Genomic DNA, 23,345 nt, shown 5'->3' with positions numbered 1-23,345 from the left:
TCTCCCAACGTTTTCGTAAGCCGTGAACGGCATCGCTGCCAGTCAGAGGGCTGATAAGGGTGAGGGGCGGGAGGCGGGGCCTCCCGTGACCCGGGACACTAGCCGCCGTTTTTGCTTGAGACCAGTATTAATCGAGCAGGCTCACGCACGAGACGCGAAAAAGTACCCATTCCGAGACCGGACCGTGATCTGGTATCGGGATGAATCGGGCATCTTTATGCCAGGGGCCGTTTTAAATAGGCGCGCAATCCGGGTCCGCATGCCTAAGATGGCCGCCATGCGACGGACCAGCGGCGACGGCAGCTTCCTGCGGAGCCTGAACGAGGTGGCGGTGCTGCGCGCGCTGCGCGAGACCGGGACTCCGACGCTCGCGGAGGTCGCGCGGACCGCGCAGCTGTCCCGGGCCACCACCGAGGTCATCATGGACTCGCTGCTGCGCCACGGCTGGGTGCGGGAGGCCGAGGCGGTGGCCGACGGCCAGCGCGGCCGGCCGGCCCGGCGCTACACCTTCCGCGCGGCCGCGGCGCACGTCGCGGGGGTCGCGGTCGGCGGGTCCGGGATCACCGCGATGGTCGCCGACCTGGACGGCGACGTGGTGGGCCGGGCCGTGGAGCACCTGAGCCCGGAATTGCCGGCCACCGAGCGGCTGACCGCGGTGCAGCGGGTGCTGGAGCGCGCCGCCGGCGCGGCCGACGTGCCGCTGAGCCGGCTGGCCTCGGTCGGCGTCGGCACCACCGGCGTGATCGACAACGAGGGCCGGGTGCTCAAGAGCGTGGCGCTGTCCGACTGGTCGGGCGTGGATTTGCAGCGCGAGCTGGCCGCGCGGCTGCCGGTCCCGGTCGTCGTCGAGAACGACATGCGGCTGGCGGTGCTGGCCGAGCACTGGCGCGGCGCCGCCTGCGAGCACGACAACGTGCTCTACCTGCACACCGGCCGCCGCATCGGCCTGGGCCTGCTGTTCGGCGGGGTGCCCTACCGCGGCTCGCACGCCGCGGCCGGGGAGCTCGGCGGGCATCCGAACAGCCGGTGGGCGGCGTTCCAGCACGTCATGGACTACGCGATGGCCGTGGACCCGGGCGAGTTACGGGCGCCGTCGCAGGCCGCGCTGTTCGCGATGGAGCGGGCGGCCGGGGGCGATGAGAAGGCCGTCCTGGCGTTCGAGGCGTTCGCCCGGGCCCTGGCCGAGGGCCTGGTCAGCCTGGTGACCCCGCTGGACCCGGATCTGGTGGTGATCGGCGGCAGCCTGGCCCAGACCGGCGAACGCCTCACCGAGCCGATCCGGGCCCTGCTCGGCGAGGTCTGCCTGTACCCGCCGGACGTGCGGGTGTCAGAGCTCGGAGGCGACGCGGTCGGGATGGGCGCCGTGCGCTTCGCCCTCGACCACGCCGAGCCGGTGCTGTTCGCCTCGCTGTCCTCGGGGACCTCGGCCGCGTAGCCGGGGCCGGGTCGGGGGACGTCGGCCGCGCAGTCGGCTCGGGAGGGCGGCCAGACCGCCGGGTACCGCGTAGACCACGAGCACGAACAGCACGCCGAGCAGCACCAGCGGCTGCGAAAGCGGCACCCGCAGCCCGGCCGGAAGTCCGGCCACCGAATCCGAGGTGGCCACGGCGCCGAGCCGGTGGTCCAGCAGCGTGTAGAACACACCGCCGAGCACCGGCCCCCACCGCGTCCCGGACCCGCCGAGCACCACCATCACCAGCAGCGCGAGGGTGAAGTCGGTGGTCGTGGTCTCGGGCGTGGCCCCGGCGGTGACCAGCAGGTGCACCACGCCGCCGACCGCGCCGAGTGTCCCGGCCAGCACGAAGGCGCCGAGCTGGTAGCGGAACGGATTCAGGCCCAGCACCTCGGCCCGCCGCTCGTTGTCGCGGATCGCCTGCCAGACCCGGCCGACCCGGCTCCCGGTCAGCCACCACACGACGGCGCAGACCAGGACCAGGTACGCCAGCGCCAGCCAGTAGAGGTTCACGGTGTTGACCACGCCGACGAACGCCGCGGGCACCTTCTCAGTGCTCAGCGGCAGCCCTTCCTCGCCGCCGGTGGTCTTCGGATCGCGGCCGACCAGGATGGACCCGGCCTGCGCGAACGCCAGGGTGACCATGGCGAAGCCGACGGTCCCAAGATTTTCGGTGCCCAGCTTTCCGACACCTTTCAGGGAAACCGCGCCGAGCAGGGTGCTGACCGCCGCGCCGATCACCGTCGCCAGCAGCGCGGCGAGCACCAGCGGCAGGTGCAGGTTCTTCATCGCCAACTCCGCGCTGTACGCGCCGAGCGCGACGTAGAGCGCGTGCCCGAACGACATCAGGCCGAGCCGGCCGAACAGCAGGTCGTAGCCGACGGCCAGGCCCGCGAACAGCAAGCACAGCGCGAGGAGTTGCAGCGAGCCGGGGGTGTTGACGGCGCCGTCGAAGACGCCGGGGATACGCAGCGTCGAGTAGGGCAGGCTGATCAGGACCGCGAGGACCGCGACCGGGATCAGGTTCTTGACGTGGCGCTTCACGCGGCCCTCCGGATGAGCCGCCGGGCCCCGTCCCGGTTGCCGCGGGCGAGCAGCACGACGGCGAGGATCGCGACCGCGGCGAAGTCGCCGAGGCCGGAGGCGGCGTAGTAGTTGGTGAACTGCTGGATCAGCCCGACGGCCGCCGCGGCCAGCGCGACCCCGTCGGTGCGCCCCATCCCGCCGATCACCACGACCACGAACCCGAACACCAGCAGCGAGGTGCCCTGATCCGGCGAGACGCTGCCGAAGTAGACCCCGCCGAGCGCCCCGGCCAGCCCGGCGAGCGCCCCGCCGATCGCGAAGACCAGGGTGAAGGCCTTGCGCACGTCGATCCCGAGCGCGGTGACCATGGCGCGGTCCTCGACGCCGGCCCGGACGACCAGGCCGTAGCGCGTCCGGGACAGGAACAGCTTGAGCGCGGCGAGGACGACGATCGCGGCGGCGATGAGGACGAAGCGGTCGGTGGGGACCTTCGCGCCGAGCACGCTGACGGTCCCGGCGAGCTGCCTGGGCGCCCGGAGTTGGCGGGCGTCGGCACCCCAGATGCCCTGGACCAGGGCCGGGAGCGCGAGGCCGAGACCGACTGTGACAAGGATCTGGTCCTTGGGGCGGGAGTACAGGGGCCTGATGAGGACGGTCTCGATGAGGGCGGCGAGGACGGCACCGGTGGCGATGGCGGCCGCTATCGCGACGGCGAACGGAAGGTGGCCGGTGAGGCGCCAGGCCGCGTAGGCGCCGGCGGTGACGAGGGCGCCGTGGGCGAAGTTGAGGACGTCCATCAGGCCGAAGATGAGGGACAGGCCGCTGGCGATGAGGAAGTAGAGGGCACCCAGGCCGAGGCCGGTGAGAGTGAGGAGGACGAGGGTGCTCATGGCGCGTCCGATCGGGTGGACTCCGGCGGCGACACTTCGTCTGGCGGTTGACGATCCTTGACAATGGCAAGAGCGTGGGTTGATCCCCCGGATGGGGCGGGGCGCGTATACAGGGTCACGTTTTCGCCGCGCGCCTGGCCGACCCCGAGCAGCTCCTGGGTCAGCGCGGCATCCGCCAGCAGCTCCCGCACCGGCCCGCAGTGAACCACCTGCCCGGCTGCGAGCACCACGCCGTCGCCGGCCAGCCTGCGCACCAGCGCCAGGTTCTGCTCGACCAGCAGCATCGGCACGCGCTCGGCGGCCCGTTCCAGCACCTCCGCCACTTCGGTCACCACCTTCGGGGCCAGGCCTTTCGTCGGTTCGTCGACCACGATCAGCCGGTTGTCGTTGAGGAGCGTGCGGGCGATCGCGACCATCTGCTGCTGGCCGCCGGACAGCGTGCCGGCAGCTTGGGCGCCGCGGGTCTTCAGCTCCGGGAAGAGCTCGTAGACCAGGTCGTATGCGTGCGCTGAGCCGCGCCGCTCAGCCAGCGCCAGGTTCTCCGTGACCGTCAGCTTCGCGAAGACGCAGCGGTCTTCGGGGGCGTAGCCGATGCCGCGGCGCACGATCTCGTGGGTGCGCAGCCGGTGCACCGGATCGCCGCCGAAGTCGATGCGGCCGGTACGCGGGACCAGGCCCAGGATCGCCTTGACGGTCGTCGTCTTGCCGACGCCGTTGCGGCCCAACAGCGCGGTCACGCCGGTCGGCGCCACCGAGAACGAGACGCCTTGCAGGATGTGCGAGCCGCCGAGGGTGACGCGGACGTCGTCGAGTTCGAGGATCACAGCGCGTCCCCCACGTATGCCTCCTGCACCCGCGCGTCGGCCATGATCCGCTCGGGCGTGTCGATCGCGAGCAGCGCGCCGTGGTGCAGCACCGCGACCCGGTCGGCGAGACCGAGCAGGACCTCCATATGGTGCTCGACCATCAAGACTGTGCGGCCCTCGTCGCGGTGCAGGGTGCGGATGACGTCGACCAGCTCGGGCACGTCGCCGGACGCGACACCGGCCATCGGCTCGTCCAGGAGCAGCAGGCGTTCGGCGCCGGAGGCCAGGAGCATGGCGAGTTCGAGCTTGCGTTTGTCACCGTGGGAGAGATCGCGAGCGTGGGCTTCTGCCTTCTCGGCCAGTCGGACGCGCTCCAAGGCGTCGGAGGCGGACGTACGACCGCGCCGCTGAGCCGCGACCTGCTTCGCCAAGGCCACATGCTCTGCGACGGTCATAGTCGGGAACACGCTGGAGGACTGGAAAGTCCGGCCGATGCCGCGGCGCGCGCGCTTGTGCGGGGCCTCGGTGGTGATGTCGGCACCGTCGAGCGCGATGCGGCCGGCGGTGGCCCGGGTCAGACCGCTGATCAGGTTGAACAGCGAGGTCTTGCCTGCGCCGTTGGGGCCGATCACGGCGACGAACTCGCCCGCGCCGACTGCCAGATCCACCTCGGACAAGATCGCCGAGCCGCCGACCGACCAGGACAGACGGCTCAAGGTCAGCACCTCGGCCGCCGATGCGACTGGGGCACGGCCGTCAGGCCACGAAGACGCTGCCGCTCGGCCAGCCGGCGCCGAAGACGCTGCCGCCCGGTCGGCCGGCGCCGAAGCGTCGGCCGCGCCGCCATCAGGCGCCGCGGCACCGGAAGTGAGTCCGTCGGCCATCATCAGCTCGCCGGGAAGCTCTTGGCCGGCGGCGCGACGTCGTTCGGGTCCAGCATCTTCACCACGGTCGCGGTGGTGCCGGTCAGCTTGGCCTGGAACATCGGCTGCAAAAGCGCGTGGTCGGAGGCGCGGATCGTGTAGGCGCCCTTGACGCCGTCGAAGCTCCAGCCCTCCAGGTTCTTCACCATGGCGTCCACGTCGCTGTCGCCGCTCGCGGCGGCGTGCACCACCATCTGCGCGGCGGTGAATCCGTCCGGGCTGAACAGGTCGGACTGCTCGCCGTGCGCGGTCAGGTAGGCGTCCATCGCCTTGGCCGCGTCGTTGCTGGTGCCGCCGGGGACGTAGTGCGCCAGGAAGGACACCTTGCCGCCGGTCGCGGCGAAGATCGGGTAGGAGGCGCGGACGTCCAGGCCGGTGACGGTGGTCGTGGCGTCCAGCACGCCCTGCTGGGACAGCGCGGTCCACAGCGCCGAGGCCGTGGTGCCGGCCCAGGCCACGAACAGCAGGTCCGGCTTGGCGTTCTTGGCCTGGGTGGCGAAGGGGGTCAGGTCGGTGGCGCTCTCCGGGGCGAGCACCGAGTCCACCTCGGCCCCCTTCGCGCCGAGAACGGCCTTCACCGCCTCGACGTTCGCCTGGCCGAAGGCGTCGTCCTGGGCCAGCACGGTGACGTGCTTGTTCGTCAGGTCGCCGAGGAAGCTCGCGGCCGTGGCGATGTCCTGATACGTCTCGCGGCCCGACCGGAACGTGTACTTGTTCAGGCCGGTGATGGCGTCGGTCGCGGCCGGGCCGGAGATGAACAGCACCTTGTTCTGCGCGGCCAACGGCGCCACCTGGAGCGCGACGCCGGAGGCCGTGGAGCCGGCCAGGATGCGGTAGCCCTGGCCGATCAGGTCCTTGGCGGCGCTGACCGCCTTGGTCGGATCGCCGGCGTCGTCGCGCTGCGTCACCTCGATCTTGTGGCCGTTCACGGCGTCGGTGCCGTGCGTGGCGTAGTCGAGCCCGGCGAGGAAGCCCTGGTAGTAGTCCTTGCCGTAGTCGGCCAGCGGCCCGGTCTCGGAGTAGACGAGCCCGACCTTGATCGGCGCGCCGGAGCCGGCTGAGCCATCCGAGGCGCCGCCGGAGGAACCGCCGGCCGCCTTGCTCGGACTGCCGCACGCGGCGAGCGCCGCGATCGACGCGGCGGCAATGGCGACCGCGCTGTATCTGCGCAGGATGCTGGTGGAATGCATGGCCGGAACGTTAAGTCCGCGTTACGGGCCCGGAAATGTGGGCCGTCGCCACATCGAGGGGTGCTCCGGTGTCGGCCATCACCTCCTCGACGCTCACCCCCGGCGCCAGCTCGACCAGCCGGAACCCGTTCGGGGTCACGTCGAGCACCGCGAGGTCGGTGATGACGCGGTCGACGACGCCCTTGCCGGTCAAGGGAAGCGTGCATTCCCGGAGCAGCTTCGGGGAGCCGTCCTTCGCGGTGTGCTCCATGACGACCAGCACCCGCCGGGCGCCGTGCACCAGGTCCATCGCGCCGCCCATACCCTTCACCAACTTGCCGGGCACGGTCCAGTTCGCCAGATCCCCGGACGCCGAGACCTGCATCGCGCCGAGCACCGCGGTGTCGATATGCCCGCCGCGGATCATGCCGAAGGACGTCGCCGAGTCGAAGAAGCTCGCCCCGGGGCGGATGGTGACGGTCTCCTTGCCGGCGTTGACGAGATCGGCGTCGACGGCGTCCGGCGCCGGGTAGGGGCCGAGGCCGAGGATGCCGTTCTCCGATTGCAGCACCACTTCGACGCCGGGCGGGAGGTGGCCGGGGATCAGGGTCGGCAGGCCGATGCCGAGGTTGATGTAGGAGCCGTCGCGGAGTTCGCGGGCCGCACGAGCCGCCAGCTGGTCGCGGGTCAGGGGCATGTCAGGCTGCTCCGTTCTCGGTGGTGTCGACGGCGACGGTCCGCTTCTCGATGCGCTTCTCGCGCTGGTCCGGCGGCACCTCGACCACGCGCTGCACGAACACGCCGGGCAGGTGGATCTCGTCGGGGTCCAGCGCGCCGGGCTCGACGAGCTCTTCGACCTCGGCGACGGTCACCCGGCCGGCCATCGCCACGACCGGGTTGAAGTTGCGGGCCGAGGCGTGGAAGGCCAGGTTGCCGTGGCGGTCCCCCTTCGCGGCGCGGACCAGCGCGAAGTCGGCGGTGATGGCGTGCTCCAGCAGGTATTCGCGGCCGTCGATGACCCGGGTCTCCTTGCCCTCGGCGACGGATGTGCCGACGCCGGCCGGGGTGTAGTAAGCGGGGATGCCCAGGCCGCCGGCCCGCAGGCTCTCGGCGAGCGTGCCCTGCGGGAGGAGTTCGACCTCAAGCTCACCGGCCAGGTACTGGCGCGCGAATTCCTTGTTCTCGCCGACGTAAGAGCTGGTCATCTTGGCGATGCGGCCCGCGCCCAGCAGCAGGCCCAGGCCCCAGTCGTCCACGCCGCAGTTGTTGGAGACGACGCAGAGCCCGGTGGCGCCCTGGTCGAGGAGGGCGGATATCAAGGTACTGGGGATGCCGCAGAGGCCGAAGCCGCCCACGGCGAGCGTGGCGCCCGTGGGAATGTCGGCCACCGCTTGGGACGGGGTCGGAGCTGTCTTGTCCATGGGCATGGACGTTATGAGCGGGCTGCGCCCTTTGATATGGCTTCAGGCGCCACAAGATCGCGCTCGGATATACCTCACAACCCCATGACGCGCCGGATCTGAAGCGCCAGCTGGATCTCCAGGCTGCGGCCGGGCTCCTGCCAGTCGCCGCCGAGCAGCCGCGCGGTGCGGTCCAGGCGCTGGGTCACGGTGTTGACGTGGATGTGCAGCGCCTCGCCGGTCCGGCCGAGGCTGCGGCCGCACGCGAAGTACTGCTCGACGGTGCCGAGCAGGTCGGTGCCGCGCTTGGCGTCGTAGTCGATGAGCGGGCCGAGCGCGTCGCGCATCACGGCGCCGGGGTCCCCGCCGCCGAGGACCAGCGCCAGGAAGCCGAGGTCGGAGTGCGCGGCGGCGCAGCCGTCCCGGCCGAGGGCGTGCAGGGCGCTGAGACAGCGGACGGCTTCGGCGTGCGCTTCGGCGTACGCCGCGACACCCGCTTTCGGGCCACCGGCGCCGACCGTCAGCGGGTTCCCGAGACCGGCGCGAAGCGCGGTCAGCACACGCTGTGCGGCGCCGGAGGGATCGTCGCCAGGAAGCAGGAGGACGATGCGGCCCTCGTGGGAACCGGCGAGGCCGCCTTCGGACTTGGCGAGTCGGCCGGCGGCGAAGTGCGCGCGGGGGCGATCGGCGGGTGCGGCGTCGGCGGCCACGACGATGTGCGGGCGATCGAGGTCGACGCCGACGCGCCGGGCACGCTCGGCGAGGGTGGAGGTGTGGCGCACGGGGACGGCGAGGAGGTCGTCGAGCAGGTCGCCGCCGAGGCGTTCGGCCGCCTCGGCCTCGGAGCGGCGCATGAGCAGGCGCAGGGCGACGACGAGGGCTGCGCGTTCCAGGATGCGCTGGTCGACGTCGCTGAACGGCTCGGGCGCGGACAAGATCAGTGCCCCAAGCGGTTCGGCCGCCGCGGCGACAGCGGCGACGACCAGGTCACCCGAGCGCACGGCATGGCCGGTCGCCGCCGATGTGGCGACCAGCTCGGACGACGATGCCCCGGCTCCGGCAGCCGGCCCGGCGGCGTCTCCCGCGACCGCCGTCACCATGCCATCGGCGTCCACCACCGCCAACCCGCCGCCCAGCGCCTCGGCGACCACCCCCGCGATCCCCTCCACATCCCCGCCGCGCAGCACCAGGTCCGCCAGCTTGTCGTGCACCGCCGCCGCCCGCTCGACCGCCGCGCTGTGCGCCCGCACCAGCTCGTTCGCCGATCGCAGCTCGCTGAGCGCGTCACGGGTCTTCTGCAACAGGCGCGCGTTGTCGATCGCGACCGCGGCGTGCGCGGCCAGCGAGCCGAGCAGTGTGATCTCGTGGCGGGCGAAGGGCCGCGCCGTGCGGTTGGCCGCGAACAGCACGCCGATCACCCGGCTGCCCAGCACCAGCGGGACGCCGAGGATGGCGATCAGCCCCTCCTCGCCGACGCCCTGGTCGATCTCGTTCGTGTGGCGGAAGCGGGAGTCGTGGGGGTAGTCCGAGGTGACGTACGGCTTCGCCGTCTGCGCGACCAGGCCGCCGAGTCCGGTGCCCATCTCCAACCGCAGCGACTGGAAGCGGGCGGACACCGAGCCGTGGGTCACCCGCATGTAGGTGTCGCCGCGGTCCGGGTCGTCCAGGGTCAGGTAGGTGACGTCCGCGCCGATCAGGGTGTGGGCCCGGGTGACGATCGCCTTCAGGACCGCGTCGAGGTCGCGCAGGGCGGCCAGGTCGCCGGCGGTCTCGAACAGCGCCACCAGCTCGGCTTCGCGGCGGCGGGAGCGGGCCAGCGTCGCGCGGACTTCGAGCGCCACTCGTTTGGCCGTCTCCAGTCCCGCCAGCTCCTCGGCGCCCGCGCCGGCGACCCGGGCGGCGACCACCGGGCCGTCGTACTCGATGGCGGCGGCGTCGCGGGCCAGCAGGTCGAGGAACACCGAGGGGGTGGCTAGCGCGGACATGGCGCCCAGCATCACGCGCGCCTCACCGTGCTGTCCATCCGCCGTCCATCGCCAGCGAGGCGCCGGAGATCGAGGCGGCGGCCGGGGAACACAGGTACGCCACCAGCTCGGCCACCTCGGCGGGCTCGATCAGGCGTTTGACGGCCGAGCGCTCCAGCATCACCTTGGCCACCACCTCGTCCTCCGGGATGCCGTGCGCGGCGGCCTGGTCGGCGATCTGGTTCTCGACCAGCGGGGTGCGCACGTAGGCGGGGTTCACGCAGTTCGAGGTGACGCCGTACGGCGCGCCCTCCAGCGCCGCGACCTTCGACAGCCCCTCCAGACCGTGCTTGGCGGTGACGTAGGCGCCCTTGAACTCCGAGGCCCGCAGGCCGTGCGCCGAGGAGATGTTCACGATGCGGCCCCAACCGCGCTCGTACATGTGCGGCAGCGATTCGCGGATCAGCCGGAACGGCGCCTCCAGCATCAGCCGCAGGATCAGCGAGAAGCGCTCGACCGGGAACTCGTGAAGCGGGGCCACGTGTTGCAGCCCGGCGTTGTTCACCAGCACGTCCACACCGGCGACCCGGTGTGGCAGCGCCGAGGCCTGGTCCAGGTCGCTCAGGTCGGCGACCAGCGCCTCGCCGCCGATCCGCTCGGCGGCGGCGTGCGCGCCATCGGCGCTGATGTCGGCCACCACCACCTTGGCGCCGGCCGCGGCCAGCCGCTCGGCGCAGGCCAGGCCGATGCCGCCGGCGGCGCCGGTGACCAGAGCGGTGCGGCCGGACAGGTCCAACGGGGCGACAGAAGCGACGGCAGCGTCCATAGAAGGCGTCATACCCGATCACGCTAGAGAGCGCGCATCGCGCTTCCCATGTCGATCGCCGCCACATACCCGGGGCGGATCATGGCGAGGGCAGCTATGCCCCGCCGACTAGGACGCCGCCGGGGCCTGGCCGGTGTCGAAGTGCGCGACGCGCTGGTCGAGGACTTCGAAATGCCAGCGGGTGGCCATGGTGCCCCACTGGTCGTTCGTGTAGTCGACCAGCAGGTCACGGCCGTCCGGCGACTGCTGGGTGACGTCCATCCGGCCGTGCGTTTCGAAGGCCTCGCGTTCCAGCCAGTCCCCGAGCTGCCGCGGCGTGCCGTCGTCGGTCATCGTCGCGTTCTCGGTCATGGCGGCCTGCACGGCCGCCGGGTCGTTGGCGTTCAGCGCGTCGATGAAGGCGCGCACCGCCGGGTCCACCAGTTCCGAGGTCGGCATCATGAGGCGATGATCGGATGCCTCGACGCCATCCGCAACCGGGTGGACCCGGCGATGAGAACGGTCAGGCGCTCACGCGCCCGGCGCTACCCCAGGCTCCACCGCTGGTTCGCGCCGCCGTTGCAGCCCCAGATCTCCATCAGGGTCCCGTTGACGTTCCCGGACGCCACGTTCCCGCCGGTCACGTCCAGACACAGCCCGGACTGCACCCCGGTGATCGTCCCGTCCGCGTTCAGGGTCCACTGTTGGTTGCTCTGGCCGTTACAGGTCCAGGTGATGACCTTGGTGCCAGCCGACGTCCCCTGGTTGTCCGCGTCCAGGCAGAGGCTGCCGTTGTAGACCCGTAGTTCCCCGGCCGCGGTGAGGGTGTACTCCTGGTTCGCGCCGGCATTGCAGTCCCAGATGTCCAGCTGCGTGCCGGTGGTCGTGGAGTTGTTCGGGACGTCCAGGCAGCGGCCGGACGACGCGCCGACCAGCTCGTGCGTGCTCCCGATGCTGCTCCCGTTCCCCGGCGACACCCGGTACATCACCGATCCGTGGGCGGGAACCGTGGCGCTGATCGCTCCGGTCGTCGAGCTGAGCTCCTTCGACCACAGGTTGTCCAGCTTGTACGAGGACGCCGACGCGATCCCGATCGCCGACGCGGACGTGGAGATGGTCTGCGCCGAGTCGTTCTCGTTGAACAGCACGACCGCGACGTCGCCGTTGGCCAACGGCTTGGCCATCACGTCGTCCCCGCCGGACGACGCGATCTCGGTCCCGGCCTTGCCGAGCGAGTCCTGGTCGACCGCGATCACGTCCTTGTTCGTGTACAGCGACAAGGTCGCCGGGGTCGCGCTGCGCAGGTCGGTCCCGGAGATCAGCGGCGCGGCCATCGCCGCCCACAGCGACATCTCCGAGCGGTCCTCGTCGAAGGACATCCCGTTGCCCACTTCCAGCATGTCCGGGTCGTTCCAGCCACCGGGTCCGGCGTAGGACGCGAGCCCGACCGTGTTGTGGAAGTTGGACAGCATGCTGCTGAAGTTGGAGCTGATGTCACCGGTGGTGCGCCAGGAGTTGCCGACCCCGGCACCCCACGTCCACACCGACTCCTGACCCCAGTTGCACAGGCTGAACAGGATCGGCCGGCCGGTGTTGGCCAGCGCGTCGCGCATCGCCGTATAGCGGGTCTGAGCCGGGATCCCCTGGTTGTTGCAGTTGTCGTACTTGAGGTAGTCCACGCCCCAGGACGCGAACGAGTTCGCGTCGGCCTGCTCGTGGTTCAGGCTGCCCGGATACCCGGCGCAGGTCGCGGTGCCCGCGCTCTCGTAGATCCCGAGCTTGAGGCCCTTGCTGTGCACATAGGCGGCGGTCCCCGAGATCCCGTCGGGGAACTTCGCCGGGTCCGGGACCAGGTTCCCGTCGGCGTCCCGGCTGGAGGACATCCAACAGTCGTCGATGTTCACATACTGATATCCGGCGTCCTTCATACCGGACGAGACGATGAGATCCGCCGTCTGTTCGACCAGGCTCTCCGAGACGTTGCACCCGAAGGAGTTCCAGTCGTTCCAGCCCATCGGCGGAGTCAGGGCCAGACCGTTGCCGAGCGCGTGCGCTGGTGCCGATACCGCGATGCCGAACATCGTCCCGGCCACGAGGGCGAGCGATGCGAAGGCGGCGCGCAACTGTCGACTGCGCGGGGCCCGATGACGCATGGTGCCTCCCTACTCTTCCTCCTCATTCGCCCCCGTCCCTTCAACGGGGACGACGATCAACTCCCCCACCGTCTCGCGCAGCACCTGCCGCGCCCCGGAGCCCAGCCCGTCGTCGCTGACCAGGACCGACGCCTCGTGCAGGGCGGCGATCTCCGAGAGCCCCACGACCCCCCACTTCGTGTGGTCGGCCATCACCACCAGCCGACGGGCCGTGGAGACCAGCGTGCGGTTGGTCTCGGCCTCCATCAGGTTCGGGCTGGTGAACCCGGCCTCGGCGTCGATGCCGTGCACCCCGATGAACACGCAGTCCAGGTGCAGCCGGTGGATCGCCTGGATCGCCACCGGGCCGACCAGCGCGTCGGAGATGGTGCGCACGCCGCCGGTGAGGATCACCGTCTGGGCCGGGCCGGGCAGCGCGTGCAGCAGATCGGCGACCGGCGGGGAGTTCGTCACCACGGTCAGATCCGGCACCCGGGCCAGCTGCTGTGCGAAGGCGTACGTCGTGGAACCGGCCGACACCCCGATCGCCGTCCCCGGCCGCACCAGATCGGCGGCGGCCCGGGCGATCGCCTCCTTGGCCCGCCGTTGCCGCGCGGCCTTCACGCTGAACGCCGGCTCGTCGGTGGAACCGCCGCCGCGGGCCGTGGCGCCGCCGTGCACCTTGGTGACCAGGCCCTGCTCGGCCAGCGAGTCCAGATCCCGGCGGACTGTCATATCTGACACCCGCAATGCCGCGACCAGGTCCGTGACCCGCACGGCACCGTGGAGCCGGACCTCCTGGAGGATCCACGCCTGCCGCTGCGCTGCCAGCATCCGTCCCTCCCGTCCCCTCGCCTCGCCCGCCCGCTGCCGGGGGTACGAAGCCATCGAAAGCCATCAGGATCGCTCAGAACCGACCAACGTGGAGTACACGACAAAACTCTGCTTCCCGCAAGAGGCGTCGCGGTGCCGACCCGGCCGTCGGACTCAGCCCTTGCTGCTCCCCAGCGACAGTCCGGCGATGAACTGCTTCTGCAACAGCACGTACACGACCAGTGTCGGAATCGCCACGATCATCGCGGCCGCGGCGATCAGGTTCTGGTTGCTCACGAACTGGCCCTGCAAGTTGGCCAACGCGGAGGTGACGGGTCGCTTGTCGCCCGACGACATCAAGGTGATGGCCCAGAAGAAGTCGTTGTAGATCCAGGTCGTCAACAGCGTCGCCAGGGCCGCCAGCGCGGGGCGGCACAGCGGGAGGGTCAGCTTCCGGAACCGGGTCCACAGACTCGCTCCGTCCACCAACGCGGCCTCGTACATCTCGTCGGGGATCGATTTCATGTAGTTGCTCAGCACGAAGGTGCAGAAGCCGAGCTGGAACGAGACGTTGATGACGACCAGGCCGAGTATCGAGTTGTACAGCAGCCCGCTGCCGGCCAGGAACGTCGGCACGTGGATCTGCAGGAAGAGCCGGTACAGCGGAGTGATGATGACCTGCTGGGGCAGCAGGTTCCCGGCCGTGAACACGATCAGCAGGGTCACGTTGATCTTGACGTTCACCCGGGTGAGGACGAACGCGAGACCGGAGGCGAGCGCCAGGACGATGATCACCGAGGGCACGGTGATCAGCACCGAGTTCCAGAAGTAGTGCGCCATGTCCGACTGGCTCCACGCGTCGCTGAAGTTCTTCAGCGTCAGGTGGTGCGGCAACGACACGTAGCCGTACTTCTGGGTCTCCGAGTATGGGCGGAGCGCCACGTACAGCGCGAAGGCGATCGGCAGCAGCCACAGTACGCACGCGCAGATCAGGAACGCCTGCGAGGCGATCTGTCCCCAGCGCAACGGCTTCCTGCGACCGCCGGCCGAGGCGCGGGGCGCCGTCGTGTGAATGGTCTGTGCAGTCATCGGGCGCCCTTGGGTTGGCTCTCGCGGCGGAACGTGAGGTACAGGAACGTACAGATCGGCACGAGGGAGATGACCAGCAGAACCACCCCGAGCGCCGACCCGAAGCCGACTCGCTGTGTCTCCCCGACGATGTTCGACGTGACCAGGACCGACAGCAGCTCCAGGCCGTTGACGCCCTTGTTGGTGATGTAGACCAGATCGAAGGCCCGCAGCGATTCGATGACGGTCACGACCATGACGACGATGTTGATGGGCCGCATCACCGGGAAGACCACTTTCCAGAAGGTCTGCCAGGCGTTGGTGCCGTCCATCAGCGCCGCCTCGCGCAGCTGCGGGTCCACAGCTTTGAGGCCAGCCAGATAGAGCACCATCACGTAGCCGGCCTGCCGCCAGCTGGCCTCGACCAGCACCGACCACAGGTTCAGTTTCGGGTTGCCGAGCCAGTCGATGGCGTTGCCGTTGTGGTTGTGGCCGATGACGGTGTTGATCAGGCCGTAGTTCTGGGAGTACATGAACTCCCAGATGATGCCGACCAACGCCAGCGACAGCATCACCGGCAGGAACAGGATGCTCTGATACATCCGGCTGCCCTTGATGCCGCGGTCGATGAGGACGGCGAAGAACATGCCCAACGGGGTCGCGAAGAACATGAACACCGCGAGCCAGATCAGGTTGTGCCGGACCGCCGGCCAGAACTCGGGATAGATGGTGGCGGCCTGGTGGTAGTTCTGGACGCCGTACAGGCATCCGTTGTTCAGGATCGAGGGCACGTTCGGCTGGCAGATCTTCGTGGACAGGCCGCCCACGCCGTTCCACTTCGTGAACGACAAGCCGACCGTGCCCAGTGCCGGGCCCCAGATGAACGCGAGGTCAAGGAGGATGGGCAGGCCCAGCAGGACGGCCACCACGGCCTTGTCCCGGCGGCTGAGCCGACCCACCCGGCGACGGCGTCGGGGCGCGCGGGGCGCCCCGGCCGTCGCCGGGTCGAGTTCGTGGTCGGTCATGACGTGTAGATCGCCTTCGCCTGCTGCTCGGCGCTGTTCTGCAGACCGGCGATGTTGCCGGTGCTCGGGTCGTCGATGAACTTCTGGATGATCGAGATCATCGCGGTGGCCATCGCCGGGTCGGCGTCCCGGTCCATGAACTGCGACACGGCCTTGCAGCCCGCGATCGTCGTGACCGACTTCGTCTGGATGGCGTCGTAGGACGGCGCCTGTAGCCCGGTGGCGACGCCCACGTCCCACTGGTCGGTCTTCAGGAACGTCGTCTCGGCGGCCGCGGTGCCTATGTACTCCAAGATCGCCTTGGCGCCGGCCGCGTTCTTCGCCTTCTTGCTGATCATGAAACCGTCGGTCGGGGCGTCCATGTAGTCCTGGCCGTACGTCGGGTTGATCGACGGGTACTGGAAGAAGTCCAGGTCGTCCAGTTTCGCGTTGTCCGAGACGTACTGCGCGGCGACCTGGTTGGTGCCCTGGAACATCATGCCGGCCTGCTTCTGCTCCAGCGTCTTCGCCGCGTCCTGCCAGATACGGCCGTTGGCGCCGGTCTGCATGTACGGCATCAGCTCGGCCCACTGGTCGAACACCGCCTTGACGCCGGGGTCGGTCCACGGCACCTGGTGCTTCATCAGCTTCTGGTGGTAGTCGTACCCGTTGATCCGCATGTTGAGGATGTCGAACGTCCCCAGCGCGGGCCAGCCGTCCTTGTCGGCGAAGGCCAACGGGACGATGCCGTCGGACTTCATCTTCTTGCACAGCGTGATGAAGTCGTCCCACGTGGTCGGGACGGTGTAGCCCTTCGAGGCGAAGTGGCTCTTGTTGTAGAAGACCACCCACGGGTAGTTGTAGATCGGCACGAAGTACTGGTGGCCGTCCAGGCCGGTGGACAGGGTCTTCACCGGGGCGCTGAAGTTACCGCCGATCTTCGCCCAGACGTCGTCGAGGGGCAGCGCCAGGCCCTGCGCCGCGAAGTACTGCATGCGGTAGCCGGCGAACCAGGTGAACAGGTCGTCCGGGGTGCCTTGCAGGTAGCTGGTGATGTTGGTCTGGAACGTGTTGTGGTCGACCGTGTTGATGGTCACCTTCGGGCCGCCGGCCGCCGTGGCCGCCGCGCACAGCGCCGCGAACGCCGCCTTCGGGCTGGCGTCGGAATAGTTGGATCCGAACGTCACCGGGGAAGTGGCCGAGCCGGAGTTGCTCGTGGATTTCGAACTCGAACTCGAGGAACAAGCGGCCAAAGCGCCCGGCACCGCCGCGAACGCCGCGGCCGCGCCCATCCCCCTGAAAAGGCCTCGACGCGTGAAGGGCCGCTCGAAGTTTTGGGGAATCCGAGGGGAAGTCATATGAGGGTCTCCCTGCCGAGTGAGAATGCCACCAGGATCGAACATGAACGAACAGGTGTCGCACATCCCACTCGGCCGAACCGGCAGTGTCAAGATCCCGTAACAGTCCGGAAGCCATCCGTTACCCAGTTGCAACCGGCAGGTGCGATACCGCTGATGCCAACCTCAACGACAGGCTCTGATCTTGAGGAAGATCCATCGGGCCCGCAGTGCGCGCGCCAGTGGCCTGACCAAAGGAATCGGCGTCTCCACCTTGACGATCCGGCGCGATCTGTGAAGGTCCACCGCGCGGAGCCGCCAAGGACTTGACAGCACACGCGGCGGCGGGGCGCGTCCGGGACGCAACGGCACTCGGCCCGGCTGCCGCCGAGCGCCGCCTGGCCACGTTCATCACCGACGGCGGGTCTGGAGAACGTGGCTTGAGATCACTTCTCGAAGGATCGGCGCAGATCGATCTAGATTGATTTCGGCACGGTCAGGGCACTAACCCATCAATGTGTCGTCCTCGTTGTGGACCGCCGGCCTTGACAGCCCTGGTGCAAGGCATAGTCGTGGCTTGTTGGAAGCTGTTCACAATTTTGATTTCTGTTGACATTGGATAACGCGCTCCACTTCGTCGTGGGAAGCGCTTCCTACGAACCGAGCTTGCCCACAGCCTTCGCCGCCATCTGCTGGACGAGCGCCGGCTGGACGCTTCCGACGCCGAACACGACCACCTCGGCGAAGTTCTGCCCCTTGCGGATGACCACGACATCGCCGCCGTAGGTCACGCCCGCCCTGGTGGCGGTCAGCGCCAACGCGTAGCTCGCGTCGCCGTAGGACTGGAACGGTGTCGTGGCCAACCGCGTTGACGCGGCGCACAGGCTCGGCGCCTTCTGCACCGCCGACCACGCGGCCTGAGTCTGCTGAGCCGATCCGCCGGCCAGGATCTCCTGGAGGAACGGCCCGTCCTCCGACTGCTGGAAGTCCACCTCGGCCTGGTTCGGCAGGTGGGCGGTGGCGTCCGCGGTGATCGCGGAGCAGGGCGACGTGACCGAGCTGTCCGCGGCCGGCGGGGACGGCGCCCAGCCGTAGGGCAGGTCGGAGGCCGTGAGCGCCATCCCGGCCAGCGGCGATGTGGCAGACACAGACGGCTGACTTGTCGCTGCGGATGTCGCAGTCGCGGTCGCGGCAGTCCCGGTCTCCGCTGTCGCGCTGACGGTTGTGGATGTCTTCGACGCCTGCGGCTTGCCCTTGTCGCTCGCCGACGAACAGCCGACGAGCAGCGCTGAGACGGTCAAGGCCACCAACGGCATGACGCGGTTCATACGCTTCGCCTCGCTACGTCCGTGGCGGTAGCACTCCTGCTGGCAGGCTACCGCCGGCGGCAAGCGATCAGCGCGGGCTCAACAGTGAATTCAACCTGTCAGCCGATGCCCTGTGCGGTCTTCAGGCGCCCGACCTGTAGGTCCGACAGGTGGCCGAGGGTGGAGCCCATCTGCTGCAGGATCGTGTTGTCGCTCGTCATCGGGCCGATCAGGGCGACCAGGGACAGTCCGGTGCCGACATGGACGACATCGGCGGCCATCAGCACGGTCTTGCCGCTGATGGTGAGGGAGTCGACGTAGCCGACCTGACCGTCCTTGATCAGTTGCGGGATCGGGGAGAGCGCCATGGTGGTCGTGGAACCCGACTGGTTCATGGTCAGGCTCTTGCAGTTCGCCAGGCCCGCGGTCAGGTCCGTGATCACCGCGGCGGCCTTGTCCGGTGCGGGGAACGCCATCGTCGAGTCCTCGATGACGTGGCCGTCGGCGGTCTTCTTCAGCTCGCGGTCGACCTCGGCGGTCGTGCCGTACTTCGTGGTCAGGCCGTTCTGGGCGTCGACGAACGTCTGGCAGGCGGCGCCTCCGGCCGTCACGGCGCCGGAAGTGTCGGTGGTCGTCGTGCTGTCCGCCGAGGCGTCGTAGGTGTAGCCCGGGGCGTCCTTGTCGGTCAGCAGGATCTGCTTGATCTGGTCTGCCGTCAAAGTGCCGCCCGAGCCACCGGTGGCAGCGCTGCTCGGAGCGCCGCTGGAAGAGCCGGTGGCGACACTGCTCGGCGCCCCGGACTGCGCCCCGGTCGGAGCGGACGACGTCTTGCCGAAGACACTGCCCGGCCCGCCGGAACCCCCGGCGGACGCACCGATCAACCCCGAACTACTGCACGCGGCCGTCGTCAGAACCGCCGCGGTGAGTACAGCTGTGGATATGCCCTTGATCCCGATATGCATGGTGCTTGACTCCCCCATGTGGAAAAACCCCGTGCTCGAAGATAACAGCGGAGCGGCCGGAGCGGACTAGGTGTCCGCCCCGGCCGCCTTCTGTTCGCCTGCTATTCGAAGCGCGCGTATTCCGAGCGCGTCATCCGGCTCAGCAGCGTCATCGAGCCGAGGATCACGCCGAGGGCGGCGACGACCACGACGGACACGGCGACGGAATAGGTGCCGAGCGGGAAGGACATCGAGACGCCCTTGGCCAGCGAGCGCACCGCGATCAGGGCCATCGCGTAGGCGGACAGTCCGGACAGCACCGACACCGCGAACAGCGGCAGCGCCGACTCCAGGAACACCACGCGGCGCAGGGTCCGCAGCGGGGTGCCGGACAGCCGGAGCAGGGTGAACGGCCGCTTGCGCTCGACCAGGCTGCCGGCGGTGGCCACGGCGATCCCGCAGCCGGCCACGAACATGGTCAGACCGACCACGAACATGATCATCTGCTGCGCGGCCCGGTACTGCGCCCCGCGGACCGAGGCCACCTCGCCGAAGGTCATCGGGCCGGCGGCGTTGGTCGACCACTCGTCCGGGCTGGCCATGCCGATCAGGACCGGGGCGTGGATGTCCAGATAGGTGCGAGCGCGTTCCAGGGCCGCGGGACTCGAGGCGGCGACCATCAAGGTCGTGACCTGGAGCTTGCCGAGGTCGATAGCGGGCGGGACGGTCGCGGCGGTGCTGTGCCCGTTGGTCGGGTCGACGTCGCTGTAGCCCAGCACCGGCAGGTGCAGCATCAGTGGGTTGTCGATGAACAACTCGTCGGCGGCGATCACCGAGACGGTCTGGCCGGGGGCGCAGCTGCCGAGCGCCGGGAGGGCCGCGGCCTCGGCGCAGCTCACGTAATCCGGCGGCGGCTGCCAGCCGGGCGGCGGCGGGGTGCCGCTGGCCGGGGTCCAGCCCGGGGCGGCGGCGCCGAGGTAGATCGGGATCGCGGACACCCCGGGCATGGCTCGCAGATCGTGCAATGTGGCCGCGGCCTGGTCGGGGCTGAGGCCGACCTTCTCCCCTTGGCCGCCCAGGTCGTAGCGCAGGCGCAGCACATCGGTCAGCGGTGCGCGCTGGCCCGAGGTCTCGGCCGCGACCGCGGTGGGCAGGACCCCGGCCACCGCCGTCCCGACGAACACCGCGACGGTCACGCCGGCGACCGTGCGGAACGTCGCCCGCGGATCGTCGGCCAGGCGGCGGGCGGCCAGCATCGTCGCCGCCCCGCCGCCGATGCGGGCCAGCAGCCGGGAGGACCACATGGTGACCCAGGGCCCGGCGAGGACGACGCCCCACATGGTGAGGATCAGCGACGGATAGGTCACGCCGCCGGCGTTGGAGGTGGCCGGCAGGTTGACCGCGACCACGAACAGCGCCACGCCGAGCAGCAGCGGGATCAGCCGCTTCACGGTCGGCGGCTTCGGCGTGGCCCGGCGGGTGACGGCCAGCGGGTCGTACTGCACCCGACGCAGGGAACGCACGGCGGCGAAGGCGGACACGGCCGGGACCAGGATCAGGACCCCGAGATAGCCGAGCAGGCCCGGGGAGACCTCCGAGGGGAAGAACCGGGTGCCGGTGACGTTCACCTTCGTGACCTGGGAGCTCAGTGCCAGGTAGGCGAGGGTGCCCAGGACCGCGCCGCAGGCCGCGCCGACGAACGACTCGACCGAGGCGACCGTCGCGACCTGCCGCGGCGTCGCGCCGACCAGGCGCATCGCGGCATAGCGCTCCTCCCGGCGGGCCGCCGACAGCCGGGTGGCGGTGCCGACCATGATGATGATCGGGAGCAGCAGGGCGACGGTGCCGAAGGCGAAGGCGAACCGGTAGATGGTGGTGGTGCCCTTCACCTCCTTGGCCGTCGACATGGCGGTGATCGGCTTGGTCGCCTGCCGGGATGCCAGCTCCTGCGGAGCATGGCCGATGACGATGGCCAGTTCGTCCGGGCTGTAGAGGGCGGTCCGCGGGATGAGCCCGACCCGGTGGCCGGGGAAGCGGTCGCCGAGTTCGTCGCCCGGGACGGTGGCGAGCAAGTGCGACAGCGCCGGGGAGACGTAGTACTGGCCGGGAGCAGGCACCGTGCTCATGCCGGGCAGGGTCGGGGCATCGGCGGTGAGGGCCGCCAGGTCGAGGCGGCGCAGCTCGGTGCCCTGAAAGAAGTCCTGGGAGAAGTTCCAGAGTTCCTTGGCACCGGCTTGCTGCGCCGCGGCCAGGTCGACGGTGCCGTCGGGGTTCACACCGACGGGACGGCCCGGTCCTTGCGGCGACGCGGTTCCGCCGGCGGAAGCTGACGCGGGCGCGGACGCGGACCGGATGGTCGTCGGCGAGCACTCCCAACACTGCCGGGCGGTCGTGTTCTGATAGGCGTTGAACAGGCTGAAGACCCCGAGCATCACCGTGACCCCGACCGCCACCGCGAGCGTGGTGACGATCAGGCGGATCACGGCTTCCCGGCCGCCGCGCAGCGTCAGGCGCATCCCCATGCGGATCATGGTCAGGCCACCGCCGAGCTCGGGGTGGTGATGGCCCGGCCGTCGCGGACGATGACCTCGCGGTCGGCGTAGGCGGCCACCCGGGCGTCATGGGTGACCAGCACGACCGTGGTCCCCTCCTCGCGGGCCGCGGTGACCAGCAGGTCCATCACGGCCTCGCCGGTGAGGGTGTCCAGCGCGCCGGTGGGCTCGTCGGCGAACAGCACCCGCGGCTTGTGCACCAGCGCCCGGGCCAGCGCCACGCGCTGCGCCTGGCCGCCGGACAGCTCGCCGCTGCGGTGGTCGCCGTGCTCCTCCAGGCCGAGGCGTTCCAGCCACGGAGCGGCCTGCGCGTACGCCTGCCGGCGCGGCTGCTTGGCCAGCAGCAGCGGCAGCGCGACATTGTCCAGCGCGGTCAGCTCCGGCACCAGCTGGCCGAACTGGAACACGAAGCCGAAGGCGTCGCGCCGCAACTCGGTGCGCTTGGTCTCGCCCAGCTTGTCGACCCGCGCGCCGTCGAACCACACCTCGCCCTGGTTCGGCGTGTAGATGCCGGCCAGGCAGTGCAGCAGGGTCGACTTCCCGGAGCCGGACGGCCCCATGATCGACAGGATCTCGCCACGCCGCACGGCGATGCTCGCCCCGCGCAGCGCCTGTGTCTGGCCGAAGGCACGATGCACGTCCCTGGCCTCGAGGATGAACTCGCTCATTGCCTTTCCCCCAGCTACTTCTGGTCGTCGGACACGACTTGGGCCAGGGCGGTCAGCCTGGCGGAGGTCAGCTCGATCCAGCGCAGATCGGCTTCGAGGTGGAACAGTCCGTAGTCGGCCAACAGGGCGTCGACCGTCTGCCCGGTCCGCTTGAGCTCGGTGAGCTCGCGCATCCGCCGCAGGTGCGCGGCCCGCTGGGCGTCCAGATAGCCGGCGGCGTCCTCGCCCAGCATCAGCGCCAGCACGACCTTCGAGAAGAGCACGGTCTGCAAGTGCGGCTCGGGCTCCACGGTCTGCGCCAGCCACCCCATCACCTCGCTGCGCCCCAGATCGGTGATCGCGTAACGCTTGCGATCCGGCCCGTCCCCGGGTTCGGCGTCCCCACCGACCACCTTCCCGTCCCGCGCCAGCCGGCCCAGCGTCGAGTAGACCTGGCCGTAGGGCAGCGGCTTGCCGTTGGCGAAGTGGCTGTCGTAGTCGCGCTTGAGGTCGTAGCCGTGGGTCGGCTGGCCTCGGGCCAGCAAGCCCAGCAGGGTCAGTGGGACGGTCACGAGAAGGACTATACACCGGAGGTATAACCTGAGTGAATAGCCTGTCGTGAAGATGGGATTGAGCAGGTCAGAAAGGCTTCAGTCGGTGCGGCGGTCGAACGTCACGACCACGGAGCCGTATTCGGACTCCCGGGGCGCGGTGCCGCGCTCCCAGTCCTCGGGCGCGTCCGGCACCCAGGTCGGCTGCTGCCAGCTGCCGCTCGCGACGTCGTGGCGGATGTTCAGGAAGCTGGTTCCGGGATGCGGCCCGATCCTGCGGCCGGACCCGAAGATAGGGACTTCCCGATCTCCGCCATCTCGTCAAAGGTCGGCACCCTCGACGACCCGAATGCCGCGACGTCCATCTTTCCCCGCCCGCGATGAAAACTCCGGATACGCCAAAGGGCCCGGTTCCGAAGAACCGGGCCCTTCTCTTGTAGCGGGGACAGGATTTGAACCTGCGACCTCTGGGTTATGAGCCCAGCGAGCTACCGAGCTGCTCCACCCCGCGTCGGTGAACTAAAGGTAACCCGCGGAGGGTCGCAAGAGCAAATCGA

The 23,345-nt window shown here is 69.8% G+C and carries 22 protein-coding genes and 1 tRNA gene; 2 read left to right on the top strand and 21 right to left on the bottom strand.

The genetic code is table 11. The features are described 5' to 3' along the window. The first annotated feature begins 277 nt into the window (after positions 1-277). Positions 278-1,435 carry an ROK family transcriptional regulator gene (locus IZR01_RS19410; protein ID WP_194893320.1) on the top strand — a complete coding sequence of 386 codons (1,158 nt, stop codon included), beginning with the start codon at positions 278-280 and terminating at the stop codon, positions 1,433-1,435. Here the strand turns inward: IZR01_RS19410 and IZR01_RS19405 are convergent. From IZR01_RS19405 to IZR01_RS19335, 15 genes are all read right to left on the bottom strand, one after another. Then, on the bottom strand, positions 1,328-2,497 hold the full coding sequence (locus IZR01_RS19405; RefSeq protein ID WP_194924642.1) for a branched-chain amino acid ABC transporter permease: 1,170 nt from the start codon (positions 2,495-2,497) through the stop codon (positions 1,328-1,330). The two genes, IZR01_RS19410 and IZR01_RS19405, sit on opposite strands and share 108 nt — an antisense overlap. Beyond that, positions 2,494-3,369: a branched-chain amino acid ABC transporter permease gene (locus IZR01_RS19400; protein WP_194924641.1), complete on the bottom strand. Its 876-nt coding sequence runs from the start codon at positions 3,367-3,369 to the stop codon at positions 2,494-2,496. Before IZR01_RS19400 ends, IZR01_RS19405 begins: the two co-directional genes overlap by 4 nt. Continuing rightward, positions 3,366-4,193 (bottom strand): ABC transporter ATP-binding protein, encoded by an 828-nt coding sequence (locus tag IZR01_RS19395; protein WP_194924640.1) that lies wholly within the window; start codon positions 4,191-4,193, stop codon positions 3,366-3,368. The genes IZR01_RS19400 and IZR01_RS19395 overlap by 4 nt, the downstream gene beginning before the upstream one ends. After that, positions 4,190-4,900, bottom strand: coding sequence for an ABC transporter ATP-binding protein (locus IZR01_RS19390; RefSeq protein ID WP_369125489.1), 711 nt, complete (start codon positions 4,898-4,900; stop codon positions 4,190-4,192). Before IZR01_RS19390 ends, IZR01_RS19395 begins: the two co-directional genes overlap by 4 nt. A gap of 161 nt (positions 4,901-5,061) precedes the next feature. After that, on the bottom strand, positions 5,062-6,288 hold the full coding sequence (locus tag IZR01_RS19385) for a substrate-binding domain-containing protein (protein ID WP_194893324.1): 1,227 nt from the start codon (positions 6,286-6,288) through the stop codon (positions 5,062-5,064). A 10-nt stretch (positions 6,289-6,298) separates the two neighbouring features. Beyond that, the gene (locus tag IZR01_RS19380) at positions 6,299-6,964 is read right to left on the bottom strand and encodes a CoA transferase subunit B (RefSeq protein WP_194924639.1); all 666 of its coding nucleotides are present in this window, start codon (positions 6,962-6,964) and stop codon (positions 6,299-6,301) included. Between the two features lies 1 nt (position 6,965). Then, on the bottom strand, positions 6,966-7,688 hold the full coding sequence (locus tag IZR01_RS19375) for a CoA transferase subunit A (RefSeq protein WP_194893326.1): 723 nt from the start codon (positions 7,686-7,688) through the stop codon (positions 6,966-6,968). Between the two features lie 74 nt (positions 7,689-7,762). Continuing rightward, positions 7,763-9,652: a helix-turn-helix domain-containing protein gene (locus tag IZR01_RS19370; protein ID WP_194924638.1), complete on the bottom strand. Its 1,890-nt coding sequence runs from the start codon at positions 9,650-9,652 to the stop codon at positions 7,763-7,765. A 22-nt stretch (positions 9,653-9,674) separates the two neighbouring features. After that, positions 9,675-10,457, bottom strand: a complete 783-nt coding sequence (locus tag IZR01_RS19365) for a 3-hydroxybutyrate dehydrogenase (protein ID WP_194924637.1) — start codon at positions 10,455-10,457, stop codon at positions 9,675-9,677. A 108-nt stretch (positions 10,458-10,565) separates the two neighbouring features. After that, complete coding sequence (locus IZR01_RS19360; RefSeq protein WP_194893329.1) at positions 10,566-10,898, bottom strand: nuclear transport factor 2 family protein; 333 nt, start codon at positions 10,896-10,898, stop codon at positions 10,566-10,568. A gap of 83 nt (positions 10,899-10,981) precedes the next feature. After that, complete coding sequence (locus IZR01_RS19355; protein WP_194893330.1) at positions 10,982-12,589, bottom strand: glycoside hydrolase family 27 protein; 1,608 nt, start codon at positions 12,587-12,589, stop codon at positions 10,982-10,984. 9 nt (positions 12,590-12,598) lie between these two features. Next, positions 12,599-13,402 (bottom strand): DeoR/GlpR family DNA-binding transcription regulator, encoded by an 804-nt coding sequence (locus IZR01_RS19350; RefSeq protein WP_194893331.1) that lies wholly within the window; start codon positions 13,400-13,402, stop codon positions 12,599-12,601. A 153-nt stretch (positions 13,403-13,555) separates the two neighbouring features. Next, positions 13,556-14,470, bottom strand: coding sequence for a carbohydrate ABC transporter permease (locus IZR01_RS19345; RefSeq protein WP_194924636.1), 915 nt, complete (start codon positions 14,468-14,470; stop codon positions 13,556-13,558). Beyond that, a complete protein-coding gene (locus IZR01_RS19340) occupies positions 14,467-15,474 on the bottom strand; it encodes a carbohydrate ABC transporter permease (protein ID WP_194924635.1) in 1,008 nt (335 codons plus the stop codon). Before IZR01_RS19340 ends, IZR01_RS19345 begins: the two co-directional genes overlap by 4 nt. Next, positions 15,471-16,745 carry an ABC transporter substrate-binding protein gene (locus IZR01_RS19335; RefSeq protein WP_228559786.1) on the bottom strand — a complete coding sequence of 425 codons (1,275 nt, stop codon included), beginning with the start codon at positions 16,743-16,745 and terminating at the stop codon, positions 15,471-15,473. Before IZR01_RS19335 ends, IZR01_RS19340 begins: the two co-directional genes overlap by 4 nt. Positions 16,746-16,989: 244 nt before the next feature. On the opposite strand from IZR01_RS19335, the gene IZR01_RS54300 reads away from it, so the two are divergent. Continuing rightward, positions 16,990-17,088 (top strand): hypothetical protein, encoded by a 99-nt coding sequence (locus tag IZR01_RS54300; protein ID WP_369125490.1) that lies wholly within the window; start codon positions 16,990-16,992, stop codon positions 17,086-17,088. A 355-nt stretch (positions 17,089-17,443) separates the two neighbouring features. Here the strand turns inward: IZR01_RS54300 and IZR01_RS19325 are convergent, their stop codons facing one another. The 6 genes from IZR01_RS19325 to IZR01_RS19300 all read right to left on the bottom strand — a co-directional run bounded on the left by IZR01_RS19325 (position 17,444) and on the right by IZR01_RS19300 (position 23,299). Then, positions 17,444-18,118, bottom strand: a complete 675-nt coding sequence (locus IZR01_RS19325; RefSeq protein ID WP_194924634.1) for a hypothetical protein — start codon at positions 18,116-18,118, stop codon at positions 17,444-17,446. A 98-nt stretch (positions 18,119-18,216) separates the two neighbouring features. Beyond that, positions 18,217-19,059, bottom strand: a complete 843-nt coding sequence (locus IZR01_RS19320) for a sensor domain-containing protein (protein ID WP_194924633.1) — start codon at positions 19,057-19,059, stop codon at positions 18,217-18,219. Positions 19,060-19,160: 101 nt separating this feature from the next. Further along, positions 19,161-21,560 (bottom strand): FtsX-like permease family protein, encoded by a 2,400-nt coding sequence (locus tag IZR01_RS19315; RefSeq protein WP_194924632.1) that lies wholly within the window; start codon positions 21,558-21,560, stop codon positions 19,161-19,163. 11 nt (positions 21,561-21,571) lie between these two features. Next, positions 21,572-22,258, bottom strand: coding sequence for an ABC transporter ATP-binding protein (locus IZR01_RS19310; protein WP_194893339.1), 687 nt, complete (start codon positions 22,256-22,258; stop codon positions 21,572-21,574). Positions 22,259-22,272: 14 nt separating this feature from the next. Continuing rightward, entirely contained in the window at positions 22,273-22,809 is a 537-nt protein-coding gene (locus IZR01_RS19305; protein ID WP_194893340.1) for a PadR family transcriptional regulator, read from the bottom strand. Positions 22,810-23,225: 416 nt separating this feature from the next. Continuing rightward, a tRNA-Met gene (locus IZR01_RS19300) sits at positions 23,226-23,299 on the bottom strand. Positions 23,300-23,345: the final 46 nt, after the last annotated feature.

Origin of the sequence: Catenulispora pinisilvae (assembly GCF_015356865.1) — a bacterium.
In the GTDB taxonomy this organism is placed as follows: Bacteria; Actinomycetota; Actinomycetes; order Streptomycetales; family Catenulisporaceae; genus Catenulispora; species Catenulispora pinisilvae.
The sequence above is the reverse complement of the archived record's forward strand: the minus strand, read 5'-3'. Positions and strand labels throughout refer to the sequence as shown.